General features: G+C 57.9%; 23 protein-coding genes and 2 tRNA genes. 8 read left to right on the top strand and 17 right to left on the bottom strand.

Annotation, left to right across the window (positions count from 1 at the left end; all coding sequences use genetic code 11):
• The first annotated feature begins 18 nt into the window (after positions 1 to 18).
• Positions 19 to 1,422 carry an NAD(P)H-dependent flavin oxidoreductase gene (locus SPHFLASMR4Y_RS03295; protein ID WP_089132292.1) on the top strand — a complete coding sequence of 468 codons (1,404 nt, stop codon included), beginning with the start codon at positions 19 to 21 and terminating at the stop codon, positions 1,420 to 1,422.
• A gap of 1 nt (position 1,423) precedes the next feature.
• Positions 1,424 to 1,879: a GNAT family N-acetyltransferase gene (locus tag SPHFLASMR4Y_RS03300; protein ID WP_260807051.1), complete on the top strand. Its 456-nt coding sequence runs from the start codon at positions 1,424 to 1,426 to the stop codon at positions 1,877 to 1,879.
• A gap of 57 nt (positions 1,880 to 1,936) precedes the next feature.
• On the opposite strand, the gene SPHFLASMR4Y_RS03305 is transcribed toward SPHFLASMR4Y_RS03300, so the two are convergent.
• Complete coding sequence (locus SPHFLASMR4Y_RS03305; RefSeq protein ID WP_089132293.1) at positions 1,937 to 3,256, bottom strand: ammonium transporter; 1,320 nt, start codon at positions 3,254 to 3,256, stop codon at positions 1,937 to 1,939.
• Positions 3,257 to 3,356: 100 nt separating this feature from the next.
• Positions 3,357 to 4,355: a 2-hydroxyacid dehydrogenase gene (locus tag SPHFLASMR4Y_RS03310; RefSeq protein WP_089132294.1), complete on the bottom strand. Its 999-nt coding sequence runs from the start codon at positions 4,353 to 4,355 to the stop codon at positions 3,357 to 3,359.
• A gap of 109 nt (positions 4,356 to 4,464) precedes the next feature.
• On the opposite strand from SPHFLASMR4Y_RS03310, the gene SPHFLASMR4Y_RS03315 reads away from it, so the two are divergent.
• Entirely contained in the window at positions 4,465 to 4,941 is a 477-nt protein-coding gene (locus SPHFLASMR4Y_RS03315) for an SH3 domain-containing protein (protein WP_089132295.1), read from the top strand.
• On the opposite strand, the gene SPHFLASMR4Y_RS03320 is transcribed toward SPHFLASMR4Y_RS03315, so the two are convergent.
• Positions 4,942 to 6,132, bottom strand: coding sequence for an acetyl-CoA C-acyltransferase (locus tag SPHFLASMR4Y_RS03320; RefSeq protein ID WP_089132296.1), 1,191 nt, complete (start codon positions 6,130 to 6,132; stop codon positions 4,942 to 4,944).
• A 150-nt stretch (positions 6,133 to 6,282) separates the two neighbouring features.
• Between SPHFLASMR4Y_RS03320 and SPHFLASMR4Y_RS03325 the strand changes: the two genes are divergently transcribed.
• The 4 genes from SPHFLASMR4Y_RS03325 to SPHFLASMR4Y_RS03340 all read left to right on the top strand — a co-directional run bounded on the left by SPHFLASMR4Y_RS03325 (position 6,283) and on the right by SPHFLASMR4Y_RS03340 (position 13,176).
• On the top strand, positions 6,283 to 7,044 hold the full coding sequence (locus SPHFLASMR4Y_RS03325) for a prepilin peptidase (RefSeq protein WP_313906759.1): 762 nt from the start codon (positions 6,283 to 6,285) through the stop codon (positions 7,042 to 7,044).
• Between the two features lie 102 nt (positions 7,045 to 7,146).
• Positions 7,147 to 7,231: transfer RNA gene (locus tag SPHFLASMR4Y_RS03330), tRNA-Leu, on the top strand.
• A gap of 200 nt (positions 7,232 to 7,431) precedes the next feature.
• Complete coding sequence (locus SPHFLASMR4Y_RS03335; RefSeq protein WP_089132297.1) at positions 7,432 to 9,999, top strand: TonB-dependent receptor; 2,568 nt, start codon at positions 7,432 to 7,434, stop codon at positions 9,997 to 9,999.
• Between the two features lie 225 nt (positions 10,000 to 10,224).
• Positions 10,225 to 13,176, top strand: coding sequence for a TonB-dependent receptor (locus tag SPHFLASMR4Y_RS03340; protein WP_089132298.1), 2,952 nt, complete (start codon positions 10,225 to 10,227; stop codon positions 13,174 to 13,176).
• A 154-nt stretch (positions 13,177 to 13,330) separates the two neighbouring features.
• Here SPHFLASMR4Y_RS03340 and SPHFLASMR4Y_RS17015 read toward each other — a convergent pair whose 3' ends face one another.
• The 8 genes from SPHFLASMR4Y_RS17015 to SPHFLASMR4Y_RS03375 all read right to left on the bottom strand — a co-directional run bounded on the left by SPHFLASMR4Y_RS17015 (position 13,331) and on the right by SPHFLASMR4Y_RS03375 (position 20,800).
• Entirely contained in the window at positions 13,331 to 13,486 is a 156-nt protein-coding gene (locus SPHFLASMR4Y_RS17015; protein WP_186266035.1) for a hypothetical protein, read from the bottom strand.
• Between the two features lie 22 nt (positions 13,487 to 13,508).
• Positions 13,509 to 13,584, bottom strand: a tRNA-Thr gene (locus SPHFLASMR4Y_RS03345).
• 30 nt (positions 13,585 to 13,614) lie between these two features.
• Positions 13,615 to 14,487, bottom strand: coding sequence for a hypothetical protein (locus SPHFLASMR4Y_RS03350; protein WP_089132299.1), 873 nt, complete (start codon positions 14,485 to 14,487; stop codon positions 13,615 to 13,617).
• 85 nt (positions 14,488 to 14,572) lie between these two features.
• Complete coding sequence (locus SPHFLASMR4Y_RS03355) at positions 14,573 to 15,820, bottom strand: mechanosensitive ion channel (protein WP_260807052.1); 1,248 nt, start codon at positions 15,818 to 15,820, stop codon at positions 14,573 to 14,575.
• A gap of 115 nt (positions 15,821 to 15,935) precedes the next feature.
• Positions 15,936 to 16,934 (bottom strand): NADPH:quinone oxidoreductase family protein, encoded by a 999-nt coding sequence (locus SPHFLASMR4Y_RS03360; RefSeq protein WP_089132300.1) that lies wholly within the window; start codon positions 16,932 to 16,934, stop codon positions 15,936 to 15,938.
• Positions 16,931 to 18,316, bottom strand: a complete 1,386-nt coding sequence (locus tag SPHFLASMR4Y_RS03365) for a serine hydrolase domain-containing protein (RefSeq protein ID WP_260807053.1) — start codon at positions 18,314 to 18,316, stop codon at positions 16,931 to 16,933. Before SPHFLASMR4Y_RS03365 ends, SPHFLASMR4Y_RS03360 begins: the two co-directional genes overlap by 4 nt.
• Positions 18,297 to 19,616 carry a replication-associated recombination protein A gene (locus tag SPHFLASMR4Y_RS03370; RefSeq protein ID WP_089132301.1) on the bottom strand — a complete coding sequence of 440 codons (1,320 nt, stop codon included), beginning with the start codon at positions 19,614 to 19,616 and terminating at the stop codon, positions 18,297 to 18,299. The genes SPHFLASMR4Y_RS03365 and SPHFLASMR4Y_RS03370 overlap by 20 nt, the downstream gene beginning before the upstream one ends.
• Before the next feature lie 2 nt (positions 19,617 to 19,618).
• A complete protein-coding gene (locus tag SPHFLASMR4Y_RS03375) occupies positions 19,619 to 20,800 on the bottom strand; it encodes a glycosyltransferase family 4 protein (RefSeq protein WP_089132302.1) in 1,182 nt (393 codons plus the stop codon).
• A gap of 64 nt (positions 20,801 to 20,864) precedes the next feature.
• Here SPHFLASMR4Y_RS03375 and SPHFLASMR4Y_RS03380 point away from each other — a divergent pair, with 64 nt between their 5' ends.
• Positions 20,865 to 21,518, top strand: a complete 654-nt coding sequence (locus tag SPHFLASMR4Y_RS03380; protein WP_089132303.1) for an MOSC domain-containing protein — start codon at positions 20,865 to 20,867, stop codon at positions 21,516 to 21,518.
• Positions 21,519 to 21,522: 4 nt separating this feature from the next.
• On the opposite strand, the gene SPHFLASMR4Y_RS03385 is transcribed toward SPHFLASMR4Y_RS03380, so the two are convergent.
• The 6 genes from SPHFLASMR4Y_RS03385 to SPHFLASMR4Y_RS03405 form a co-directional block, all read right to left on the bottom strand.
• A complete protein-coding gene (locus tag SPHFLASMR4Y_RS03385) occupies positions 21,523 to 22,458 on the bottom strand; it encodes a hemolysin family protein (protein ID WP_089132304.1) in 936 nt (311 codons plus the stop codon).
• A 21-nt stretch (positions 22,459 to 22,479) separates the two neighbouring features.
• Positions 22,480 to 22,986: an rRNA maturation RNase YbeY gene (gene ybeY / locus SPHFLASMR4Y_RS03390; RefSeq protein ID WP_089132305.1), complete on the bottom strand. Its 507-nt coding sequence runs from the start codon at positions 22,984 to 22,986 to the stop codon at positions 22,480 to 22,482.
• Positions 22,973 to 24,004, bottom strand: coding sequence for a PhoH family protein (locus SPHFLASMR4Y_RS03395; RefSeq protein WP_089132306.1), 1,032 nt, complete (start codon positions 24,002 to 24,004; stop codon positions 22,973 to 22,975). The genes ybeY and SPHFLASMR4Y_RS03395 overlap by 14 nt, the downstream gene beginning before the upstream one ends.
• On the bottom strand, positions 24,004 to 25,341 hold the full coding sequence (gene miaB / locus SPHFLASMR4Y_RS17020; RefSeq protein WP_186266036.1) for a tRNA (N6-isopentenyl adenosine(37)-C2)-methylthiotransferase MiaB: 1,338 nt from the start codon (positions 25,339 to 25,341) through the stop codon (positions 24,004 to 24,006). The genes SPHFLASMR4Y_RS03395 and miaB overlap by 1 nt, the downstream gene beginning before the upstream one ends.
• Before the next feature lie 9 nt (positions 25,342 to 25,350).
• Positions 25,351 to 26,097: a lysophospholipid acyltransferase family protein gene (locus SPHFLASMR4Y_RS17025; RefSeq protein WP_260807054.1), complete on the bottom strand. Its 747-nt coding sequence runs from the start codon at positions 26,095 to 26,097 to the stop codon at positions 25,351 to 25,353.
• 79 nt (positions 26,098 to 26,176) lie between these two features.
• A complete protein-coding gene (locus tag SPHFLASMR4Y_RS03405) occupies positions 26,177 to 26,599 on the bottom strand; it encodes a Fur family transcriptional regulator (RefSeq protein ID WP_089132307.1) in 423 nt (140 codons plus the stop codon).
• Positions 26,600 to 26,609: the final 10 nt, after the last annotated feature.

Genomic DNA, 26,609 nt, shown 5'->3' on the forward strand with positions numbered 1-26,609 from the left:
GGAAAATAGGAGATTTCATTGTTCAAGGGCTTAAAACCCATCCAGTATAACGGTCAGGAAGTATGGCCGTTGATCGAGGGTGGAAAAGGCGTCGCAGCCACCAATCACGCCAGTTCGGGAGCCTGGGCGGCTGCCGGCGGCATCGGCACGGTGTCCGCCGTCAATGCAGACAGCTATGACGAAAATGGCAATGTCATCCCGCAAATCTATCACGGCCGGAAGCGCGAGGAGCGGCACCAGGAACTGATCGACTATGCGATCGACGGTGCGGTAACGCAGGTCAAGCAGGCCTATGAAATTTCCGAGGGCAGGGGCGCGATCAATATCAACGTCCTGTGGGAAATGGGCGGCGCGCAACAGGTGCTGGAAGGTGTGCTCGAACAGACCAAGGGTATGGTCGCAGGGGTGACCTGCGGCGCCGGCATGCCCTACAAGCTGTCCGAGATCGCCCAGCAATATGGCGTCAATTATCTGCCGATCATCAGCTCCGCCCGTGCTTTTCGCGCGCTGTGGAAGCGGGCCTACAAGAAGGTCCCGGACCTGATGGCTGCGGTGGTTTACGAGGATCCCTGGCTGGCGGGTGGTCACAACGGCCTGTCCAACGCCGAAGATCCACGCAAGCCGGAAGATCCCTATCCACGGGTCAAGGCGCTGCGCGAGACGATGCGGGCCGAGGGCATAGCAGACAGCGTGCCGATCATCATGGCAGGCGGTGTCTGGCATCTTCGCGACTGGCAGGACTGGATCGACAGCGAAGAGCTCGGCCAGATCGCGTTCCAGTTCGGCACCCGGCCCTTGCTTACCAAGGAAAGCCCGATTCCGGAGAGCTGGAAGAGCGAGCTGACCAAGATCAAGGAAGGCGATATCCTTCTGCACAAATTCTCGCCGACCGGTTTCTACAGTTCCGCGGTGCGCAACGAATTCCTGCGCAGCCTGGAAGCGCGCTCGGAACGGCAGATACCCTATTCGACCGAGAAAGCCGGTGAGCATACCCACCAGCTGGACGTTGGCGTCAAGGGCAAGAATTTCTGGGTTACCCGCAACGACCTGCTGCGCGCGCGCGAATGGGACGGTCTCGGCTTTACCATGGCGATGAAGACACCGGACAATACATTGATCTTTGCCACGCCCGAAGAATCGAAAATGATCCGCAAGGACCAGGCCGACTGCATGGGGTGCCTGTCTCATTGCGGTTTCTCGGCCTGGAAGGATCATGACAATTTCAGCACCGGACGGCTTGCCGATCCGCGCAGCTTCTGCATCCAGAAAAGCCTGCAGGAAATCGTCCATGGCGCACCGGTCGAGGAACATCTGATGTTCGCCGGCCATGGCGCATATAATTTCGGCACCGATCCCTTCTACTCCAATGGCTTTGTGCCGACGGTGAAGCAGCTCGTGGATCGCATATTGACCGGCGACTAGGTTGGAAATCCGGCTCGATGATCTGAGCGGCCAGCCGGTTCAGGACCTGCTGGCTGCCCATCTGGCCGGGATGCAGCAAAACTCGCCTCCCGAAAGCGTTTATGCGCTGGACCTTTCCGGACTGCGTTCTGCCGATGTCTCGGTCTGGACGGCCTGGCATGGCGATGACCTCTGCGGCATCGGTGCGCTCAAACAGCTTTCGCCGTCTACCGGCGAGATCAAGTCGATGCGCACCGATCCCCGCTATTTGCGCAGGGGTGTCGGTCTGGCGCTGCTCGACCATATTATTGCTGCGGCACAGGCACGCGGCTACCGGCGGCTAAGCCTGGAGACTGGCTCGGGCGCGGAATTTGAGGCCGCGCTGAGCCTCTACCGGAAGCGGGGGTTCGCAAACGGCGAGCCGTTCGGCGATTATGCGCCGACCGACTTCAACCAGTTTCTCCATCTGCAATTGTGACCCGCTGACTGGTTGCCCATTGGCAGCGCTGCATCCGTCAGGGAGAGGGTGTGGCGATCAATCCAGATCCCACGCCCGTTCGCCATGGTTGGAAATATCCAGGCCATCGCGCTCATCGTCCTCGCTGACCCGCATTGGCAGGATATAGCTGATGCCGAAACCTAGGATCGCCGTAGCGAACGCCGACCAGATGGCGACCGCGCCGACACCGATAAGCTGAGCAACAAACTGGCTGCCGAAGGCCATGCCTTCGGCATAGCCGGTGCCACCGAAACTGTCGGAGATGAACAGTGCGAGCAACAGGCTGCCGAGTATCCCGCCAACGCCGTGGACCGCGAACACATCGAGGCTGTCGTCGATCTTGAAGCCGTTTTTCACCAGTCCGACGGCAAAGAAACAGACGATGGCCGCAGCCGTGCCGATCAGGATGGACGCGCCGGGGCCGACAAAGCCGGCGGCCGGTGTGATCGTCGCAAGCCCGGCAATGGCACCGGTGGCAACGCCGACCGCAGTGGGTTTGCCGACCTTGAATTTTTCGATCAGGATCCAGACCAGAGCGGCCATCGAGGCCGCAACATGGGTGTTGATAATCGCTGCGGATGCATCGTCGGTCGCGGTCAGTGCGGAGCCGCCGTTGAATCCGAACCAGCCGACCCAGAGCATCGCAGCACCGGTAACAGTCAGGGCAGGGCTGTGCGGCAGCATCAGGGTTTTTGGCCATCCCATACGCTTGCCCAGCATGATCGCGACAACCAGCGCCGATACGCCGGCGGTGGTGTGAACGACGATGCCGCCGGCAAAATCCAGCACGCCGAGATTGCTCAGCCAGCCGCCGCCCCAGACCCAATGGGTGACCGGCGCATAGACGACGAGCAGCCAGAGGGCACAAAAGGCCACGACCCACCCGAAGCGCGCGCGTTCAACCCAGGCGCCGATCATCAGGGCCGGCGTGATCACCGCGAAGGTCAGCTGGAACATGACAAAGGCGGACTCCGGTATCGCGGTCGCTTCCCGCACATTGCCGAGATTGTTCAGCATGGTGTTGAAGCCGTTGCCCAGGAACCCGTTGGTAACCGGACCAAAGGCCAGAGAGTAGCCGATGACGACCCACAATACCGAGCAAATTCCGGCCACGGCCATGCACTGGATCAATACCGACAGAAAGTTTTTCGACCGGACCAGGCCACCGTAGAACAGGGCAAGACCGGGCAGGGTCATCAGCAGGACCAGTGCGCTGGATGTCAATATCCAGGCCGTGTCACCGCTGTTCGCCACATCCGCGGCGATCGCCGGGTCGATAGGCAATTGTGCGTGGAGCGGAGACGAAGCCAGACTGGCCGCTAGCAATGCGCCTAAGGATTTGACTGGATATTTCATGATGATCCCCGCTGCTATAATTTTATTATCCCTGCTCGCGCCTGCGAATCAGATTGCAAGGAATTCCTAGTCCAGACGGGGAGGGGACTCAACGGAAAGCTTATATCCAGCCTTCAAGCACCTGATCGGGTGGCCGGTGACCATCCGCCCAGACCCGGATATTGGTGATCACCCGTTCGCCGGACGCTTCGCGCCCCTCGAAGGTCGCGCTGCCCATATGGGGAAGCAGGACCGTATTCTTGAGCGCCAGAAAACGCGGATCGATAGCAGGTTCATTCCGGTAGACGTCGAGACCGGCACCGCCGATCTTCTCGTTCTGCAAAGCGTCGATCAGGGCATCCTCGTTGACCAGATCACCGCGCGCGGTGTTGATCAGATAGGTAGAGGGTTTCATCATGCCGATCCGTTCGGCATTGATCATTTCATGGGTTTCTGCCGTGTGCGGACAATGGAGCGAGATGATGTCGCACTCGCTCACCAGTTCATCGAGGTCGGCAACGAAATTGGCGCGCAGCGATTCCTCGACCGCTGGCGGCAACTGCCGGCGGTTATGGTAGAATATCGAGAGGCCAAAGCCGGAGGCGCGGCGGGCGACGGCCTGACCGATGCGGCCCATGCCGATGATGCCAAGCTTCTTGCCGCCGATGCAATGGCCGAGCATGCCCGACGGTTTCCAGCCTTCCCATTCACCGGTTCGAACCAGCTTTTCCCCTTCCGAAAGCCGACGCGGCACGGACAGGATCAGCGCCATGGTCATGTCGGCGGTATCTTCGGTAAAAACGCCGGGCGTGTTGGTGACCAGAATCTTTTTCGCGCGGGCCGCGGCCAGATCGATATGGTCGACGCCCGCGCCGAAACTGGCGATCAGGCGCAGCCGGTCGGGCGCATTGGCAATCATTTCCGCATCGATATGATCGGTCACGGTGGGCACGAGGACATCGCAATCCGCCATGGCCGCGATCAGGTCGTCTCGGGAAAAGGCCTTGTCGCTGTAATTGGGCACGGCATCAAACAGCTCGCACATGCGATTCTGATTGGAATCCGCCAATTCACGAGTGATGATGACACGGGGTTTCGAGATAGCTGGTGAGTCTGACATAGACCCGTTGCTATGCCTGAATTTCGGTTCAGGTCAAGCAGCTGGCTCTTGAAGCGGCCGCAGTTTTCAGGCTATGCTTTGCGCAATTGGGGAAGAGTAAACAATCATCATGCGTATTTCGGCTTATATGCTTGTCGCGATTTCGGGGCTGTCGCTGGCATCGCCTGCTGCGGCGCAACAGGAGCCGCCCTATTGGGCGTCGATCGACGAGCCGGAAGCACGAATGCGGACCGGCCCGAGCACCGAATATCCGACGATGTGGATTTACAAGCGCGAGAAGCTGCCGATCAAGATACTGGCCCGCTACAAGGCCTGGCGCAAGGTCGAGGATCATGAAGGCACCCAGGGCTGGATGCATGCGCGTCTGCTCAGCGCATCCCGAACCGCCCTGGTGCTGGCGACCAGAGGCAAGCCGGTCGCGATGCGGGCCTTGCCCGATCCGGCCGCCAAAATCGTCTGGCGGGCCGAACCGGGAGTGGTTGGCAGTCTATCCCTCTGCGAAAACGGCTGGTGCCTGTTCGACGTTACCGGGCGTCAGGGATATATCAGCATGAAGGATATCTGGGGCGACGAACCGCTGAAATGATCAGTCGATCAGTTCAATCGCGACTGCGGTAGCTTCCCCGCCACCGATACACAGGGCCGCGACACCTTTTTTCAGGCCGCGTTTTTTGAGGGCGGCAACCAGTGTTACCATGATCCGCGCGCCGCTGGCACCGATAGGGTGTCCCAGAGCGGTCGCACCACCGTTGACGTTAAGCTTGTCGCGGCTGATGCCGATATCCTGCATCGCAAACATGGCAACGCAGGCGAAGGCCTCGTTCACTTCCCAGAGATCAACGTCGGCAACCGACCAGCCGGTCTTGTCGAGCAGCTTCTGGATCGCGCTAACCGGAGCCGTCGTAAATTTTGCAGGCGCATGAGCGTGCGCGGAATGGCCGACGATCCGTGCTACCGGCTTCAGGCCCATGGCCTCTGCTACGCTTTCCCGGGTCAGCACCATGGCCGCTGCGCCATCCGAGATGGAGGAAGCATTGGCTGCGGTGATCGTGCCGTCTTTGGCAAAGGCGGGGCGAAGCTGGGGAATCTTGTCCGGATTGCCCTTGAGCGGCTGCTCGTCCTTGTCGACGGTGACGCTGCCCTTGCGGGTCTTGACTTCGACCGCGACGACTTCGTCATCAAAGGCATCGCCTTCAACAGCGGCCTTGGCGCGGGCCAGCGATTCAATCGAATAGGCGTCCTGCGCATCGCGGGTCAGCTGATATTCGCCAACGGTTTCTTCGGCAAAGCTGCCCATTGCCCGGCCCGGCTCATAGGCGTCTTCCAGTCCGTCGAGGAACATGTGATCCTTCGCCTCGGTATGGCCAAGCCGTGCGCCGCTTCGCATCTTTGGCAGCAGATAGGGCGCGTTGGTCATGCTTTCCATGCCACCAGCAACGATCATGTCGATCGAACCGGCCGCAAGGGCTTCAGCGCCCATGATCGCAGCCTGCATGCCGGATCCGCACATCTTGTTGACCGTTGTCGCCTCGACCGATTGCGGCAGGCCGGCATAAATTGCTGCCTGACGGGCAGGGGCCTGGCCCTGGCCGGCGGACAGGACATTGCCCATATAGATGCGTTCGACATCGGCGCCTTCGACACCGGCGCGCTCGACAGCAGCCTTGACCGCCACCGCGCCCAGATCGGACGCGCTGACCTCGCCCAGGGCCCCCTGCATGCCGCCCATGGGGGTGCGGGCGTAGGAAAGAATGACGATCGGATCGGAATTGGACATGGATGGGCCTTTCTGGGTTGGGCGCGCTGCCAGAGACAGGCGCGAATCTTGGAATGGACATAGGCGCGGGCAGCGGGTTTTTCAATTGTGCCATTGAATGCTGGAGCTGGCCGTGCCAATCGTTCCCTCCATTCTGCTGTGGAGCGCCCGTTGCCGACTTATATTATGCCTCTTGCCGGCGTGTTTCTCGGCCTGATAATCGGCAGCTTTCTGGCGACATTGATATTACGCTGGCCGGAGGGCCGCTCGGTGATCGGCGGCCGTTCTTCCTGTGACCATTGCGGGCACAAGCTGCGCGCCGGGGAGTTGATCCCGGTGATGAGCTTTTTCCTGCAAGCGGGAAAATGCCGGAGTTGCGGCGGAGCCATTGCCCGAGACCATGTGGCAATCGAACTGGCGGCTGCATTGGTCGGCGGCATTGCCCTGTTGACGGCACCCGGCCTGCAGGGGCTGGCAGGAGCCTTGTTCGGATGGCTATTGCTGACCCTGGCGGCGCTTGATGCCAAGCACCACTGGCTGCCCGACGGACTGACGGCAGCGCTGGCGCTGTCCGGACTGGGGGCCGGCCTGCTGTCTTTCCAACCTGTGCTGCAAGACCGACTGATCGGTGGCGTGGCCGGTTTTGTCTCTCTGGCGATAATAGCTGCCATATATAGAGCCGTCAAAAACCGTGACGGTCTGGGGGGCGGTGATCCCAAGATGCTGGGAGCAATCGGCTGCTGGCTGGGCTGGCAGGCGCTGCCACTGGTACTTCTGGGCGCCAGCCTTGTCGGCCTGCTGGTTGCGATTTCATGGCGACTGCGCGGCCGACCGGTTAACGCGGCAACGATGATGCCGCTCGGCAGTCTGATGGCGATCGCGGCTTTTCCACTCTGGATTTTCCAGACAAGCCTCGGCGCTCTCCTGTACTGAATTGGTGGCGACTGGACCGGCAGCGGAAAAAGCCGTTGCCAGCGCAGAGCCTGTTCGCTAACAGAGCCACGATTTCGCTGTACCACGAATGATACAGCCGGAGCCCCTGTGGTGGAATTGGTAGACGCGCTGCACTCAAAATGCAGTTCCGCAAGGAGTGCCCGTTCGAGTCGGGCCAGGGGCACCATCTCCCGGAAAATCAGATAGTTGTGGCTTGATTGCAACTATATTTCAAAATCCACAAATATTGCGGCTTTATGGCCGGTTTCTGTCGTTTATCTGCTGGACTATTTGCGACATTTCGACCAATTCCCCGCCTACAATGGGTAGTTTGACCCATTTCATTACAAGCTCGCGGATGGAAAAGCCGGAGCGCAGGAGAATTATATGAAAATTTCGAAATTTTTGGCCGCTACAGCATTGAGCGGCGTGATCGCCGTATCGCCTGCTTACGCACAGGACGTGCAGGACGAACAGGAAGAAGTCGCGTTTGACGATAATGTCATCGTTGTCACGGCCTCCAAGCGCGAAACCACCTTGCAGGAAACCCCCATTTCGGTCTCGGTAACAACCGGCGCGACCCTTGAAAACGCCCAGATTCGCGATGTGCTCGATCTGCAAACGGTCGCTCCTTCGCTGCGCGTCAGCCAGTTGCAGACTTCTTCGGCATCGACTTTCATCATTCGCGGTTTCGGTAACGGCGACAACAATTTCGGCATCGAGCCTTCGGTCGGCGTATTCATTGACGGCGTGTTCCGGTCCCGCTCGGCTGCGGCGCTGTCGGACCTTCCCAATGTCCAGCGCATCGAGGTTCTCAACGGCCCGCAATCCACCCTGTTTGGCAAAAATGCTTCTGCCGGTGTTATCTCGGTTGTCACGCGCGAACCGCAATTCCAATTTGGCGGATCGGTTGAAGCGATTTACGGCAACTACAATAATGTCGTCGTCAAGGGCGATGTTACCGGCCCGCTGACAGACAATATCGCCTTCTCGGTTGACGGAAGCTATAATCGCCGCGACGGCTATGCCGAGATCGTCAATCTCGGAGTTGACCAGAACGACCGGAACCGCTGGTCGACCCGCGGCCAGTTGCTGATCGAGGCAACGCCCGATCTGACCATTCGTGCAATTGCTGATTATTCGCGGATCGACGAGGTCTGCTGTCAGGTGACAACGGTTGTTGCCGGACCAACCGCCGGAGCAATCCAGTTGCTCGGCGGCCAGTTCTCGACTGACCGTTTCGGCTATGACGCCTATCTCAATCAGGTTCCGATCAACAAGGTCGACAATTATGGCGGATCTATCCAGGTCAACTACGACACTGGGCCGCTTTCGTTCACGTCGATTTCCTCTTATCGGGAATTGAAGAACCTGTTCGTATCGGACATCGACTATACCAGCCTGGATATTGCGAACGAAACCCGTAACCAGAAAGTGAAGACATTCACGCAGGAATTCCGCGTTGCGTCCGATTTCGACGGTCCGGTCAACTTCCTGCTCGGCGGCTATTATTTCGATGAAAGCATCTCGCAGCGAAGCCAGATCGAGAACGGCACGCAGATTCGTGATTTCTTCGAAATCCTGGCCGGCGGAGACCCGGCGGATGTGATTGCGGGCAACCCGAGCGTGTTTAACGGCGTGGAACTGGCTCTCGGCCTGCCGCAGGAGTCGATTTTCCTGACTCCGCTGCTGACCTCCGAGCAGTTCTCGATGGACAACACGTCCTATTCGATCTTCGGAACGGTTGATTTTGAACCGGTCGACGGCCTCGTCTTCACCGGTGGTTTCAACTATACCGATGACAAGAAGGACTTCGCTCTCGCGCAGCAAAGCTTCGATCCTTTGGGCCAGATCAATCTGGTTGATGCCTTCATTGTCGGCGCGACCAGCGGAACCGTGACCACAAGGGACCAGTTCCAGGCGCTTCCGGCCACGACCCAGCAGGCTCTGCTTGATGCGGCAACCGATCCCAACGTCAATCCGTTGCTCGGTCTCTCCGCGTTCCAGTTCCAGCCTCCGTTTGTGACCATTCCGAACGCGGTTGAAGACGGCAAGACCCGGGATGACAAGTTCACCTATCTGCTGCGCGCATCCTATGCGATCTCCAACGAGGTCAATGTCTATGCGAGCTATGCAACTGGCTTCAAGGCGAGCTCGGTAAACCTGTCGCGCGACAGCCGGCCTTCCAACACCGACTATGTTGCGGGCCCGGGCGGATCGACATTCGCTGCGCCGTCTTCGCCCATTCTTGACGCCGGCCTGGCGGTGCCCAATCTGAGAAGCGGTTCACGCTTCGCGGGACCGGAAAATGCCACCGTCTATGAAGTGGGTCTCAAAGGCAACTGGCCGGGCTTCGGTTTCAACCTCGCACTGTTTGACCAGACTATCAAAGGCTTCCAGAGCCTCGCCTTCACCGGCACCGGCTTTGCCTTGCGCAATGCCGGTCAGCAGTCGGTCAAGGGCTTCGAGTTTGACAGCAACATCAATCCGGCCGACGGCCTGGTGTTCACCTTTGCGATGACCTATCTGGATCCGCTATATGACGATTTCCCGGGCAGTGTTCTCGGTGATCTGAGCGGTCAAACCCCTGGTGGCATTCCGGAATTCGCAATTTCGACGTCCGCGACCTATTCCCATGAATTCGGCGCAAGCGGAAATATGCTGATCACGCGAATTGACTATAGTCATGAAAGCAACACGCCGATCAACAACGGCCTGCCAACCTATAACGCCGCGCTTGGCAATACCCAGATTTTCGATCGGGAAGTCAATCTGGTCAACGGCTCGATGACACTCAAGCTTGAGAACGGCCTGGAAGTTGGTGCCTATGTTCGCAACCTGCTCAACGACCAGTATATAACGACTGTGTTTGATGGTGTTGCGCAGGCCGGGACGGTTTCCGGCTACCCAAGCGCGCCACGTACTTACGGCGGTGTCGTCCGGTTCAAATTCTAATATTGAACGATCATGACAATTTTGGGCCCTGCCGGGAAACCGGCGGGGCCTTTTTGTATCCCAATTGCATCAAATTGTCCCGTTTCGATGCAAAAATGTAAAGATATGATGCATTTTTATAATTCCGTCTGGACTTAATCGCGCGATTAGTTGAATGTTCGTTCATCGGGGGGATGAGCAAAAGCTTCACTCTCCGGTGAGAATGTTGGGATTTGGGAGAGAGAAATGCGTAAATCGCTACTGTTGGCTGCTACAGCTATATCTGGAATGTCCGTACCTGCCATGGCGCAGGGTCAGGATGATGGTATCATCGACAGCAATGTCATTATCGTCACCGCACAACGCCAGGCGCAAAGCGCCCAGGACGTGCCGATTGCGGTCTCCGCATTTTCACAAGAGGCGCTCGAGGCGCAGCAGATCGAGAATAGTTCCGATCTCCAGCTCACGCTTCCGAATATCACGTTTACCAAAACCAATTTCACAAGTTCGAGCTTCACGATCCGCGGGATCGGCGATCTGTGTGTCGGCGTGTCCTGCGATCAGGCGACTGCGATCCACCTGAACGATCAGCCCCTTTTCTCGACGCGTCTGTTCGAAACGGAATTTTTCGATCTGGAGCGGGTGGAAGTCCTGCGCGGACCACAAGGCACATTGTTCGGACGGAACGCGACGGCAGGCGTTGTGAATGTGGTTACCGCCAAGCCGAACATGGGCGAGTTCCAGGCCGCGGGTGACGTGGAATATGGCAATTATAACGCGCTCAAGGTCAAGGGCATGGTCAATCTGCCGATCGGCGACAGTCTCGCTTTCCGTGGGGCCGGAATCTATGTGAAACGTGACGGTTACACGACCAACCTCAATGGAGGCCCCGATCTGGATGACCGCGAACTCTATTCGATCCGTGGCTCGCTGCGTTTTGAACCGGGGCCCGATACGACGATCGATCTGATGGCGTCCTATTTCCGCGAAGACGACAACCGGATGCGGATCCAGAAACAATATTGCCAGCGCGACGAGACGGGTATCTTGGGATGTCTGAACAACCGCCGCGATGCCCAGGCATTCAATGCCAACGCAACTTTCACGGCCGCATTGTCTTCGCAGGAGTTTCTCGCAACGCAAGGCATACCGACGGCCTTCGCTCTGGGCAGCCTCTATGGTCCCGATCAATATGAAGGCATTGGCATTCCTTCCGACCCGCGCACGGTCAACACCGCTTTCACGCCGGAATATTTTACCAGCGAACTGACCTTCCAGGGCAAGATCGAGCATGACTTCGGCCCGATCAGCGCGCAGCTTTCCGGTACCTATCAGAAAGTGAAACTGGATTCTCGCCAGGATTATAATAACAATATCGGCCGCCGCGACATTTATGCACCTGCATTGAACACACTCGCTGCCGCTGCAGCGGGGCTTGTTCCCGGCCTTCCGGCATCCTATTTTGCGCCCCTTGCTTCGGCGATCATTCCCAATGGTCCGAATGGAGTGCTTTGTACCTCGGACACAGACACGATTGGTCTCGGGTCATTTGGCGGCAACAGCAATTGTGCGACAACGCCGCTGCAATATGACCGATCGAACCAGCAAAACAGCAGCTGGTCGGCGGAGGCCATTATCTCGAGCGATCTGGATGGCCCGTTCAACTTCCTTCTCGGTGCGATCTACGCAGATTATCATCTGACCGAGAACAGCTATTATGTGAATGCGTTCGCGATCGACTATGTTGCCGGTTTGCTTGGCAGCTTCACGTCTCTGGGTGGTGGTTTGGATCCGTCATATCTCGGCACGCCCTATTTCCGCAACAATACGGATGATCTGACTGTCAAATCCTATGGCTTGTTCGGTGAAGTCTATTTCGACATCAGCGACAGTCTGAAGCTGACGGGCGGTTTGCGGTATAATAATGACAAGAAGAACGTGCAGGCGCGGTCGACGCTAGCCAGTTTCCTGGTTCCCTATAGTCAGACGACCAACGCGTTCGAATCTCCCTTTGTCGGATCATTCGATGCGGACCCTGGCACACCAGGCAATCAGATTTTCCAGAACCGCCAGGTCAAAAACGACGAAATCACCGGCCGCGCGGTTCTCGATTACAAGATATCCGACGACAATCTGGTCTATATTTCTTATTCCCGTGGCTACAAGTCAGGCGGTCTGAACCCGCCGCTGCAGCCCATTTTCGAGGTCCCGGAATCCTTCCGGCCCGAGCAGGTTGATGCGTTCGAATTTGGTTCGAAGAACACCTTTGGCAATGGCGCGCTGCAACTCAACCTGACGGCCTTCTATTATAAATATAAGGATCTGCAGCTCAGCAAAATTGTCGCCCGGACCGCGGTGAACGAGAATATCGATGCGGATATCTACGGTGCGGAAATCGAGGCGATTATCCGCCCTGATCCGGACTGGATGATCAACATGGGTTTCAGTTATCTGCACACCGAAGTGAAGGGGGATACATTCAACAGCGATCCGCGTGACTTCGGCGGTGGCCGCTCGGATGCCGTGATCATCAAGGATATCACCAATGCCTCCAACTGTGCCGTCACTTCCACATCCGGAAATGCTGCCGGGGTGAATGCCTTCGTCAACAGCGTGAACGGAGTAATCAACGCCGGTCTGGTTCCCGGACTGGCTGCCGGAGCAGGGCTCCAGCCAACGGTTGCTTTCCCGGCTGATGGCGGCATTGCCTCCACCGGTGCCTTCGGTATTTGCGGCGTTCTCGAAGCCGCTGCGGCGGGTGCGTTTGCCGGCGGCGGTCTGGACCCGGCGGCCTTTGGCGGAATTGAGTATTTCGCTGCCGGTGTGCCGAAAAATATTCGGGGAAATGACCTGCCTCAGGCGCCAAAGCTGAAATTCTCCGTCGGCGTTCAATATACCATGAACTTCGACAATGGCATGAGCCTGGTCCCGCGTGTTGACCTGGCTTATACCGGCGAGAGCTATGGCAGCATCTTCAACGGCAATGTCAACCGGATCGACGGCTACGCCCAGGCCAATGCCCAGATTCAGCTGAACGGTACGGATGACCGCTGGTATGTCCGCGGGTTTGTCCAGAATATCTTCGACAGCAATTCGGAGACCGGTCTCTACGTGACCGACCAGTCTTCGGGTCTCTACACCAATGTCTTCACGCTGGAGCCCCGGCGCTATGGCATCGGAGCCGGCTTCAAATTCTGATTTGAAACAATAACGATAGGGAAAGCCCTGCCGGGAGATCGGCGGGGCTTTTTATTTTGAACGTCTTTATCGGAAAAAGCCTGACCTGATCCAGATGTCAGATATTTGTGGAAATCGGTAGCTTTGTTGCGGCTGGAGAAGCCATCCGCCGAATCTATGCAAGAGGCATCAGGTCCGCCTTCGCCAAAACTTCGGCGGACAGCCTGTTCTCCCAGCGGTCGCCAGAAATCTGGCTTGCCAGTCGATGAAGCCAGATGATCGGAAAGATCCTTGCTCGTACGGCGGGATTTTTGCGGTCGTCGATCACCATGATTGACTGCAATCCGTAAAAATGGTGCCGAATATCCGACTCGAACGGATGACCTACCGCTTACAAGGCGGTTGCTCTACCAGCTGAGCTAATTCGGCATGCACTGGATTTGCTGGGCGCTATTAGCGTCAAACCACGCCAAAGGTCCAGCCTTCTTTTTGTGCGATTTCGCGGGTCAGGACGGACGGGTTCCAGAGCGCGGGATTGGCCGCTGCCTGTTTCATCCACGCGGCGGTGATCAGGGCATCGGTGCTATGATCATCATAGCGGGCCAATCGTGCCGGGATCGGTGTATTCAGCCGCGTCAGGGCCCGCTTCAGGCCGGCGCGATCACGTACTTTGCTGCGCCCTTTCGGTTGTCCGGCTGCCAGAGCGGCAACCGTCGTATAGATTTCCACGATGACCGGGCCGTGTGCCGGCACCGGATCAAAGGGCCATACAGGTATTGCGCCATCCAGTTGATGCAGCAGACGCATACCGGTCAGACTAGATTTTCCGACCTGAGCGGCGCCGACCAGATTGAAGCAGCTGGCACTATTGGCCTGTCCGGTTTCCCGCTGATACTGTTCGACCCGGCGCAGGCGCCCGGTGCTGCCGGTGAACAGGTCGCCAACCCGGCCCCGTCCATGCCGAAAATGGCGGCGGGCCTGCGGATGTTCGAGAAAACTGGTGACATTGAGATGCGGGTCATCGCGGGCGATCCTGTCGATCTGACGCCACAGGCTTTTCGCATCGGCGGGACACTCCGCCCATTCGGGAAAATAACGGCCCTTATCGAAAAAGGGCAGGGCCATCGACAGATCGAAACCGACAAGCATATCCTGCCTTGAGTCTGCAACGTGCAGGAGCCAGTCGAGCACATCGGCGCGCGACCAGTGCGGATCGGGTGCTATCAGGGCAGGGGGCCCTTCCGGACCAGCGACGGCGACAGCGATCCCCTTCGGTCGCTCGGTTCGGGCACCTGACCAGTCAATACAGGCAAAATGGGAGAAGGTTCGCACTCTGCTGCCCTAGCGGATTGCCCGGGCAAAAGAAAAGGGCGAGTCCAGCGGACCCGCCCTTGTTCTGCATTTTGTCAGCCAGCGCCTATTTCTTGGCAGCCGGTTTCGTCGCGGCAGGCTTCCGTGCTGCCGGTTTGCGGACCGCCGGAGCCTTGGGTTTTGGTGGATTGTTGCGGAGGTCCTCAAGAACCTTGCCAGCCACATCGCGTCCACCCCAGCCAAAGGCCAGAGCCGCTGCGGCCGCGCCGCCAATCACCAGCGCGGTAAAGGCAGTCTGCACAATCTCTTCGCCAACGCCCATGAACTGCAAGCCCATGAAGGTAAACAAAATGATCGTGGCGTAGCGGATGATCGTTGCCGCCATGCTGCCTTCGTCCGCAGTGCTCATTACCCGAGCCAGCAGATTGGCGATCAGGAAGCCGGCCATGATCACGACACCGCCGAATATGACCCGGCCACCGAGTTCGAGAACCTGGTCCAGTATCTGGGTCAGTTCCGGAAATCCGAGCAAGCGCGTCGCTGCGATTGCAAAGAAGAGCATGATGCCGATCTGGGCAATACGGGCCAATATGGACGTCAGAGACGTTTTCTCGGGCAATATCCCGATGGCTGCAACCGATTGGTCAACACCCAGACCAGGCAGGATGTCCTTGATAATCTGGACTACAAATTTGCTGATCAGATAACCAAGGCCCAGAGTGATCGCTGCCGAGAAGATGGCAGGCAGTGCCTGGAAAATCGTCCGCAGCATTTCGCTGGCCGGTCCCGAAATCGATTCGATATCAAGAATATCGAGCGCGAAGATCGCGACAAAGATAACGGTCAGTGCATAGACGATCGAACCGATTGTCGAGGAAATCTGGCTGTTACCGGTGGCCGTGTCGATACCGCCGCGATTGGCCCATTTGTCAAAATCAAATGTCTGCAAGGCGGTTACCACCAGATCGCGCAATATATCGGCGATCTTGAGGCCAACGAAAAAGACCACCACGGCCATCACGATACCAGGCAATGCCTGCATGACAGTGTTGAGCAGTCCTTCGATCGGCTGCACCACGCCACCCAGGCCGAATACGGTCAGGACAGCGATCAGGCCGAACAGCCAGATCAACAGGCTGGCGATCTTGCCCAGTGATTCTCCAAGCGATGCTCCCGACCCGGTATCACGACGCAAAAATCCGATATTGTCGACCAGTTTTGCAAAGGCCCATTTGGCAGCTTTCGCCAAAAACCAGGTGATAAGAAGAATGACGACCGCAAGCCCGATCTTCTGTCCTATTTCAATGGCGAGCTCTGTATCCAGAGCATAATTGCCTATTCGCATACCGTCCATATAGCATCCCCTGTTTTTAATATGTTACGTCTGATACCTTATTAACATATTTCTTTGGGTATAGACAGTTATCAATCGCGGGATTGCCGAGTAAAGGCGTAAATAGTCGTAAAGATCAAGCGTTTGGGTCTATTTCCACGACAACCCGGCCGATTGCTTCGCGCCGTTCGAGCACGCGCAGGGCCTCGGCTGTCGCGCTCAGCGGAAATCGATGGGAAATATGCGGCCGCATAGCGCCTTGCGCAGCCAATTGCCGCAGCGCAGCGCCCTGTCGTTCAGCGAGTGCGGGATCACGGCGAGGACTTTCCCCGGCACGGACGCCAATCAGGCTATAGGTCTTGATCATGGCGTGATTGGCCGGGAAAGACGGGATTGTACCGCTGGCAAAACCGACAATGAGATAGCGCCCGTTCCAGGCTATGGCGCGCGTTGCCGTCAAGGCGAGATCACCGCCGACCGGGTCAAACACCACGTCCACACCCTTGCCGTCGGTGAACGCCTTGACCTTTGCGGCAAGGTCTTCGTCAGACGGGTCGAGGAGATGATCGGCTCCTGCCTGATGAATGGCCTGCAGCTTCTCTTCATTCGATCCCGTCCCGATGACCGTAGCTCCGATATGCTTGGCCATCTTGACCGCGGCCATGCCGACACCGCCACTTGCGCCCAGAATGAGGACGGACTCTCCTGATTGCAGATGTCCCCGCTCGACCAAGGCATGCCAGGCGGTTGATCCGGCTGTTTGCCAGCATGCGCCTTCGCTGAAGGAAAGAGCCGCGGGGAGAAGAGAGGCGGCAGAAGCCTTGACCACCCATTGTTCGGCCAGCGCGCCGCCCTTGTTTCCCGCCATCACGCGGTCGCCGGGCCTGAAGCTCTCCACATCCGGAGCGACATCGATCACCTCGCCGGCGGCCTCCATTCCGGGGACAAAGGGGGGATCGGGTCGGAACTGATATTTGCCCTGTGTCATCAGCAGATCGGGAAAATTGAGACCCGCTGCATGAACCCGGATCCGGACCTCGCCGCTCTGCAACGGCATCGACTGCTGCTCCAGAATCTGGACGGACGACGGGCCGGTCAGGTCGGTGCAAACCGCTGCCAGATGACTGGCGGTCATGGGTCAAGGACCTCGATTACGTCCCTGGTAAAATCCTCGATCTTGAAGCGACTGTCTGCGCTATCGTAGCCGCGGCGGACGATCACGAGATTCAGGGAAGCTATGATCACCAGATATTGTCCCCGGTTTCCGATGGCCGCGAAGGCATCTGCCGGTATGCCGTCCGATTTGTTCAGCAGCCAGAATGTAGCGCCATAGCCGAATCCTCTGGGCGGTTGCGGCCCGGAAGCGGTGGTGACAAAATTCCGCCAGTTCTCCGGCAGCAGGCGTTCGCCGTTCCACTCGCCATTGTCGAGGTACAGCATTCCCAGTCGTCCGAAATCCCGGGCAGTGGACCATAGCTGGCTGGAGAGGATATAATTGCCCTGCCAGTCCCGTTCGGCATAAGTGCGGGTCATGCCGAGTTTCTGAAAGAAGCTGTAGGGATCGAAACCGGGAGCGTCGGGCGTGTCCTTTTTCTTGCGGATATGTTCGAGGCGGGTGGCTAGCACCGCCAGCAACGTGTCATTATTGGCATAGCGGAAGCTGGTGCCCGGCCGGTGAAGCAGCGGCCAGCTGGTCGCTTTTTCCGCTACACTGCTGCCGCCCAGATAGATGGCGTCGGTTCGGGCGCCGCTGCTGTCGCTGGTCAAGCCGCTGGCCATACGCATCAGCTGGTCGATTGTGATGGCGCGGCGCGGGTCACCGGAATGCTGCCATTGCGGCAGGCTGGCGGATGCCGTGACATCGATCATGCCCTGCTGCACCGAATGGCCGATCAGCGTGCCCGATATCGATTTGGCGACAGACCATGAACGCTGGGCGGTGTGGAGATCGTGGCCATGCTTATACTGCTCGGCAAATATTTTGCCATCCTTGATGACCAGCGCGGCGCTTGTCTTGCCGCCATAGACTTCCGGCTGAAAGGCGCGCCTGGCAACGGATTGCAGTGCCCGCGACCGCTGCGATGGCCTGGCCAGCGCATTCCGGTCGCCCATCGGCCATGAGCGATCATCAAAAAACTCGCGTCTTTCCGTCGAACCGGCCCGGTCGGTCGGTTCATATCCGATCGGCATGGCGGTGCAGCCGCTCCGGCTGTTCCAGATTGCAATGCGCGGTGGCATATCGTCAGCAAAGGGAACGCGCACCTCGCGCGCGTCGTCATCTATGTCTGCGGTCAGCGTTGCTATGATATTTTCCACCCGCTCGTAACTGCCCGTCAGTTCGTCGGCTTCGATATCCGCAAGCGCCTTGCCGCCGTTCCACAGCCCGGAACAGAGGAACTGTGCCTTATATCCGGCGGCCAGCGCCCGGTCATAACGCGGTTCCTCGACTTCCTGCGCGATGGCACTGCTACATAGCAACGCGCCAACTATTCCGATACTAGCCAGTTTTTTGAGCACGCAGCTTCTCCCAATAATCCAGTCGTTCCCGGATCTTGTGCTCGAAGCCGCGATCCACGGGTTGATAAAAATTCTGCGCCTGCATTTCCTCGGGCCAATAATTGTCCCCGGAAAAGCCGTCATCACTTTCATGATCATAGCTATAGCCTGCACCATATCCGATATCCTTCATCAACCTGGTCGGTGCATTCAATATATTCTGAGGCGGCATTAGCGAGCCGGTATCTTTGGCTGATCTCCAGGCGGCTTTTTGCGCCTTGTAGGCCGCATTGGATTTCGGCGCGGTCGCACAATAGAGGCAGGCCTGAACAATCGCCAGCTCTCCCTCAGGACTGCCGAGAAATTCATAGGCCTGCTTGGCGGACAGTGCCTGGACCAGCGCCTGCGGATCGGCCATGCCGATATCCTCGCTGGCAAAACGGACAATGCGTCGCAAGAGGAATAGCGGCTGCTCGCCAGCCACCAGCATTCGCGCGAGATAATATAGGGAAGCTTGCGGATCGGACCCGCGCATCGCTTTGTGCAGGGCGGAGATCAGATTGTAATGGCCCTCGCGATCCTTGTCATATACCGCCATCCGGCGATGCAGGATTTTGGCCAGTCGGGGCGAATCAAGCGGGTCCGCGATATCCAGTGAAAACAGCGTTTCGGCCTGGTTGAGGAGAAAACGGCCGTCTCCGTCGGCGCTGGCGATCAGCGCTTCTCTGGCTTCGCCGGTCAGCGGCAGGGATTGCTGTTCCAGCTTTTCCGCCTTCTCCAGCAACTGACCCAGCGCATTGCTGTCGAGTCTGTTGAGGATCAAGACCTGGGCGCGGCTGAGCAGGGCGGCATTGAGTTCAAAGGACGGGTTCTCGGTGGTTGCGCCGACCAGCACCACTGTCCCGCGCTCGACATAGGGCAGGAAACTGTCCTGCTGGGACCGATTGAAGCGATGTATCTCGTCGACGAATAACAGCGTCGCCTTGCCAGAACTGAATCGCATCTCGGCTTCGGCAAAAACTTTTTTCAGTTCGGCTACGCCCGAGAATACGGCGGAGATAGCCTTGAAATGCAATTCCGTCTGATCGGCCAGCAAGCGCGCGAGGCTTGTCTTGCCGGTTCCCGGGGGCCCCCAGAGGATGATCGAGGACAGCCTGCCCGCAGCAATCATACGTTGAATAGTACCTTCGGCGCCGACCAGGTGATCCTGCCCTACGATGTCGGAAAGCTGTCGGGGTCTCAGCCGGTCGGCCAGAGGCGCGTCCGGCGTAGTTTCCGGAATCTCCCTCTGGTCATCCTGTTCGTCAAACAGTCCCTGCATGGCTAGCGGACAGCCGCTTGCTGGATCGGGCCATGACCGGCCCGTCGCTGGCGGACCAGGCGCATATAGGTCTGGGCAACCACATTATTGATCTGGTCCCAACTATATTCCTCCGCGCGCCGTTCGCCCGCAGAGCCATGCGCATTGCGGACGTCGACATTCTCGCAATAGAGTTGCAGCGCGTCGGCAAATTCGCGAACTGCACCGGGTGTGATGAGCTTGCCGGACTCATTATTCTTGACGAGGCTCTGGCTGCCAGTTGCCTTGGCCGCCACAACCGGCAAACCGCAGGCCATCGCTTCCAGTGTGACATTGCCAAAGGTTTCGGTGATCGACGGATTGAACAGCATATCCATGCTGGCCACCGCACGACCGAGATCTGCACCTTGCTGGAATCCTACAAATATGGCGCCGGGAATCCGGTCCTGAAACCATTGCTGCGCCGGCCCTTCACCGATCACGATAATCTTGTGCGCCACCTTGCGGCGCTTCAACTCGTCGATCGCATCGGAGAAGACATCGAGGCCCTTTTCCATCACCAGCCGTCCGAGAAATCCGATCACCGGAATATCGTCGTCGATACCGAGTGACTGGCGCCAGGCCAGATCGCGCCGTCCGGAATGGAATATCTCCCGGTCGACACCGCGCGACCAGATCCCGATATCATAGTTCATCCGCTGGTCCCGTAGCACCTGTGCCATCGATTCCGATGGCGCGACCAGCGCGTCGCAGCGGCGATAGAGACGACGCAGGATTGCCTCGATCACTGGCTCCAGAAACGCAAGATTATAGTAGCGGGGATAGGTTTCGAACCGGGTATGCACGGATGCGAGCACCGGGATATTCTGGCGTCGGGCCCAGGTCACCATCTTGTGGCCCACCCGGTCGGGGCTGGATATCTGCATGATATTGGGATTGAACTGTTCAAGATCCTTGCGCACATCGCCGGAAATGCGGGTCGGGAAGCGATATTCACCGCGTCCGGGAAAAGCGACGGAAGGCACGCTGATCAGGTCGCCGGTCGGTTCGAAGGCCGGCGTATCGGTGGTTGGAGAATAGACCCGTACGTCGGCTCCCTGACGCAGCAAATAGTCGACCAGCCGATTCAGGGCCTGGTTGGCGCCATCGCGCACGAAATTGTAATTGCCGCTATAAAGCGCAATGCGAAGGTCGCTGATTTCCATTCGCGCCTTCAAGCATAATCCCTCCGAAATTGCCAATATGAACTTGGTCGGCTAACAGAGCGAGATGATAGAGAGCCGTCTCGACCACCTGCTGATTGGCACCCCGAAGCCATTTCGCGACGATGGTATTATGAGCGCCATTGCCAAGATGCCGGCAGATGGTGGCCTGATGTTGGGCCGCGAAGGCCTGGCAGGCAATCAGGTCGGGGATCCGGTACGCCACGGCGGTCTGGACAAGGCGGTCCACCTGTATCCGGCAGAACATTATGCCTTCTGGCAGGCCAGATATCCCGATCTGGCTCTGCTTGAGCACCCCGAGGCATTCGGAGAGAATTTCAGCTGTAGCGGAATGACCGAGGAAAGACTGTGCCTCGGCGATATTTTCCGTCTAGGTGGAGCTCTGATCCAGTGCAGCCACGCCCGGCAGCCGTGCTGGAAACTCAACCACCGTTTCGGCAGGCCGGATGTCATGAAAACCGTGATGAAGACCGGCAAGTCAGGCAGCTATTTTCGCGTATTGGAGACCGGTATGGTGCGGGCAGGGGACAGCTTCGTCCAGCAGGAGCGCCCGCAACCCGAATGGCCACTGGACAGGCTGTTCAACCTGATCATCGGCGGCGGTCACAAGGGGCATCGCGCGGAACTCAAAATATTGGCGAGCAACCCGTTGCTGGCCGAGAACTGGCGGGAGCGAGCAGGGCAGCTGGCCTCAGGTTGAGCGCTTATTCCTGTTGCGGTGGTGGCGGGTGCAAGCGCAATTTTCTCACGCGGCGATCGTCGGCCTCGGTGATTTCCAATATCCATCCACTCGGATGAGCCAGCTTTTCGCCGACGACAGGAATATGGCCGGCCAGCACGAAAGACAGACCGCCGATTGTGTCTACATCCTCGTCGATGATCTCGAGTGCCGGGTCGACAGCTTCGCCGACATCATCCAGCTCCGCTCTCGCGTCCGCTTCCCATGCGCCGTTTTCCAACTGGACCAGCATCGGCACCGGTTCATCATCATGTTCATCTTCGATTTCGCCGGTGATCTCCTCGACAATATCCTCGATCGTAACAAGGCCCTCGGTACCATTATATTCGTCAAAGATGATGGCGAGATGGGTCCGTGTAGCCCGCATCTCGGCGAGCAGGTCCAGCACACCCATGGATTCGGGGACAAACCGCGGCTGCCGTAGAAAAGGCGTAATATCGTCTGGATGCTTGTCGCCCCTGGCAACGATCGCAAAGATATCCTTGATGTGAATCATGCCGACAATATTGTCCAGATTATCGCGATAAACCGGGATCCGGCTGTGGCCGTGCTCGGAGAAAATATCAACAAAGTCGCCGAATGGTGCGTTTTCCTCGATGGCGATGATATCGGCGCGCGGTACCGCTATGTCATCGACTCTATGCTCGCTGAAATGCAGCATATTGCGCAGCATTTCCAGCTCCAGCGATGACACGTCCGGCTGGTTATTGGGGTCGGCCTCGGCGTCGCTTTCATGATCATCGATGACCTCTTCGATCTGCGCGCGCAGGCTGTTGTCTTCGTTATTACCGAACAGCAGAGCCTTCAGGCTCTGCCATATTCGCCCCGGTTCCTCATCTTCCTTGGATTGGCTGCTGCCGCGAGCCGCACCGGTAATATTGTCATTTTCAACGTCGGTCATTCTGTTTCTTGATTACCTGTCTTACGCTTGTTCTGAATAAGGGTTGGCAATTCCCATCGTCGCCAAAGCTTTGATTTCGCAATTTTCCATCAAAGCCGCATCTGTCTCATTTTCGTGATCATAGCCTAGCAAATGCAGCGTTCCGTGCACAATCAAATGTGTAATATGGGTGGAGAGGGAGATATTCTTGGCCGATGCCTCGTCGCGGCAAGTCTCGTACGCCAGGATAATATCCCCGAGCAGCGCCTCGCCATCGTCAGTATTGGCCAGAGTATCAAGCAGGTCCGGCTGTATCTGGGGAAAGGACAGTACGTTGGTCGGCTTGTCCTTGCCGCGATAGTCATGGTTCAGGACATGGACTTCGGCATCGTCGGAAAGCTTGACGCTGAGCTCCATCTCAAAATTGCGCGCCAGCAGATCGGCATGGGAAGACGCATGAATAGCCGCTCTGGCCGCGCGTGCCGCCAATTCTTCCCAATCCTGTCCACTGTCCCACAGGGAAGATGCTGTCAGTTCAGTCTGGAGCATCTTTGCCTTCATAGGCTTCGACAATCTTGCCGACCAGGGGATGACGGACAACATCGCTGGCACCGAATTCGACCACGCTGACAGTGTCGATATCCTGCAATTTGGAAACCGCGTCGGCCAGTCCGGACGTGGCTTCGCGCGGCAGGTCGACCTGCTTGGGATCGCCACAGACCACCATCCGGCTGTTCATGCCGAATCGGGTGAGAAACATTTTCATCTGCGCTGCTGTCGTGTTCTGCGCCTCATCGAGAATGACGAAGGCGTCGGACAGCGTACGGCCGCGCATGAAGGCGATCGGGGCGATCTCGATTTCGCCGCTTTCAATGCGCCGTTCCACCTGTTCGGCGGGAAGCGTATCGTAAAGCGCATCATAAAGAGGTCGCAGGAACGGATCGACCTTCTCCTTGAGATCACCCGGAAGAAAGCCGATTTTCTCGCCGGCTTCCACGGCCGGACGCGACAGGATCAATCGATCGACCGATCCGCTGACCAGCTGGGACACAGCTTGCGCTACAGCCAGATAGGTCTTGCCGGTTCCCGCCGGGCCGAGGGCGAAGATCATGTCATCGCGGGCCAGAGCTTCCATATAATGGGCCTGCCGGACGGACCGCGGAAAAATTGTCTTTTTGCGCGTCCGGATCATGACCTTGGGCGCGTCGGCGACATCGACCTTCTTTGCCTTTACGCCGGACGAGGACTGTTGTGCGGCCTTCGCTACGCGCGGGTCCGCGGCCATAGCGATTATTGCCTCAACCGCACCGGCGTCGATTTCCTGGCCCTGTTCAAGACGGTTATAAATGCCGGATATGACATCGCGCGCTTGCGATACGGCTTCATCCTCGCCCTCGATCTTCAATTTCGTTCCGCGCGCGGCGATATAGACGCCAAGCCGGTTTTCGATGGCTACGATATTGCGGTCATATTCCCCGAACAGATCGCCCAATATCTGTGGATCGTCAAATTCCAGATCCAATGTGGTGAGATTGCCGGACGCACCGGCTTTGGTTTTCTGGGCCATCAGGCAGCGAGTCTTTCTTTTATCTGTCCGGTGAGACTATTGGGGCCGGCCTGGGTAATCTCGACGTCGACCAGATCGCCAATTGCAAGGTCGGGCGAAATGATGTGGACCGATTGCAACCAAGGGGTTTTACCGATCAGCTGGCCGTCCAGCTTGCCCTGACGCTCGAGCAGGATATCAGTGGTCCGACCGACGGTTTGCTGATTGAAATCATATTGTTGCTGGTTCAGCAATGCCTGCAATCTCTGCAGACGTTCATCCATGACTTCCGGTGCTATTTGCTCATCCATCCCCGCCGCCGGCGTACCCGGACGGGGTGAATATTTAAACGAAAATGCCTGCGAATAATTGGCTTCGCGGACAATCTGCAGCGTTTCTTCGAAATCCTGATCGGTTTCGCCGGGAAAACCGACGATGAAATCGCCGGAAAGCGCCATATCGGGTCGCACTTTGCGCATTTGTTGGAGGATGTCGAGATAGCTTTGCGCACTGTGCGAGCGGTTCATCGCCTTGAGAATCCGGTCGCTGCCCGACTGCACCGGCAAATGGAGGAACGGCATCAGCGTCTCGACATCGCCATGCGCGGCCACCAGACCTTCGGTCATGTCATTGGGGTGGCTGGTCATATAGCGGATGCGTTTCAGGCCCGGTATTTTGTCAAGCGTGCGGATCAGGCCGTCGAGGCCCTGCATTTTGCCTTTGTCATCCTCGCCGGTCCAGGCGTTCACATTCTGACCGAGCAGCGTGATTTCACAGGCACCGCCCTCAACGAGAGCCTTTGCTTCATCGACCAGATCGGCCCACGGGCGGGAGATTTCGGCACCGCGCGTATACGGCACCACACAATAGGTGCAAAATTTGTCACACCCTTCCTGCACGGTCAGGAAGGCGGTTGGCCGGGCCTGTTTGCCGCGGGATGGCAGCAGGTCGAATTTGGATATCGCCGGCATGTCGGTATCAAGCGCCTTCTTGCCGGATTTTGCCGTTTCCATCAACTCGGGCAGGCGGTGATAGGCTTGCGGCCCGACCACGATATCGACACTCGGTGCACGGCGGGAGATTTCCTTGCCCTCGGCCTGGGCGACACATCCAGCGACGGCGATCATCGGGCTGCTGCCGTCTTTCCGGCGCAGGCGTCCGATATCGGAATAGACCTTGTCGACCGCCTTTTCTCGGATGTGGCACGTATTGAGCACAACCAGATCAGCATCGTCACCACTGTCTGTCGCACTCATGCCCTGATCAACAAGCATTTCGGACATACGCTCGCCGTCATAGACGTTCATCTGGCAGCCAAAGGATTTGATATGGAATTTTTTAGGATCAGCCTGGGTCATAGAGCGCGCCTATACAATGGGTTTGCCCCCCAGGGAAGCCGAAAGCGGCTCGACAATCCTTCGTCTCGCTTCGGCCGCTATCTCCTTGCGGCAGGAATAATGGTCTGGATCGAAAGGCTCGAGAAAATGCACCTCGACCAGAAAGCTGCTGCGACGGGTGAGCAGTCGCCAGGCGTTCGCCTGCGCGCTCTCTTCTCCGGTCCAGCTGACCTCATGGGCATGGCTGCCATAGTCGAGGAAGATCGGCTGCACCAATATGCCCGGTGGCGGTGGCTCCAGTACCTTCAGCAGGGGGGCCTTGAACGGCAGCAGGGTGGACCCGTCGGTCGTGGTGCCTTCGGGAAAGATCGTGATAGCCCAGGTTTCCTCAAGCGCATCGCGCAACTGGTTGATCTGCTGCGCAATGCCCATGCGGTCTGAGCGCGAGACAAACACCGTATCGTTAAGCCGGCAGAGCCATCCGATAACCGGCCATCTGCTGATTTCTTCCTTGGACACGAAGGCGGTACCGCTGTGCCCGCCTAATATCGCGATATCCACCCATGACAGGTGATTGGATATGAAAAAGACATCCCGTTTGATCGGCGTGCCAATAATATTGACCCGCGCACCGCACGCAAAGGCGGCTATCTTCAGAAAGGTTCGCGGCCACGGATTGGAAAGGCCCAATATTCGCCAGATATAATAGAAGGGAATACAGATCAGCAAGGCCGTGACCAGAATGATCATACGGACAGCAAATCTCAAATAGCCCATCGGCGACGCCCCGTTCCACAAACGATATGCCATCGGCTGGGTGTCACACGGTCTGGCCTCCGGGTCGGGATCAGGCACCTCAGCTTTTTCTGGCGAGAGATACGCCATACAGCTCCATACGATGGTCAACCAGTCGATAGCCGAGTTTTTCGGCAATCTGTTTTTGCAGAGCCTCGAGTTCGGGATCGACAAATTCGATGACTTTGCCGGTTTCGACGTCGATCAAATGGTCGTGATGGGCTTCCGGAACCGCTTCATAGCGGGCCCGGCCATCGCCAAAGTCGTGACGATCCAGGATGCCGGCTTCTTCAAACAGCCGGACAGTCCGGTAGACGGTCGCTATGGAAATTCTCGGGTCTACGGCTGAAGCACGCTCGTGCAGGGTCTCGACGTCCGGATGGTCATCGGCATCGGAAATGACACGCGCAATCACCCGACGCTGGTCGGTGATGCGGAGCCCTTTTTCAGCACAGAGTGCTTCAAGATCAATTTTTTGCGGCATGGAACCTTTC

It is taken from the genome of Sphingorhabdus sp. SMR4y, assembly GCF_002218195.1.
GTDB lineage: Bacteria > Pseudomonadota > Alphaproteobacteria > Sphingomonadales > Sphingomonadaceae > Parasphingorhabdus.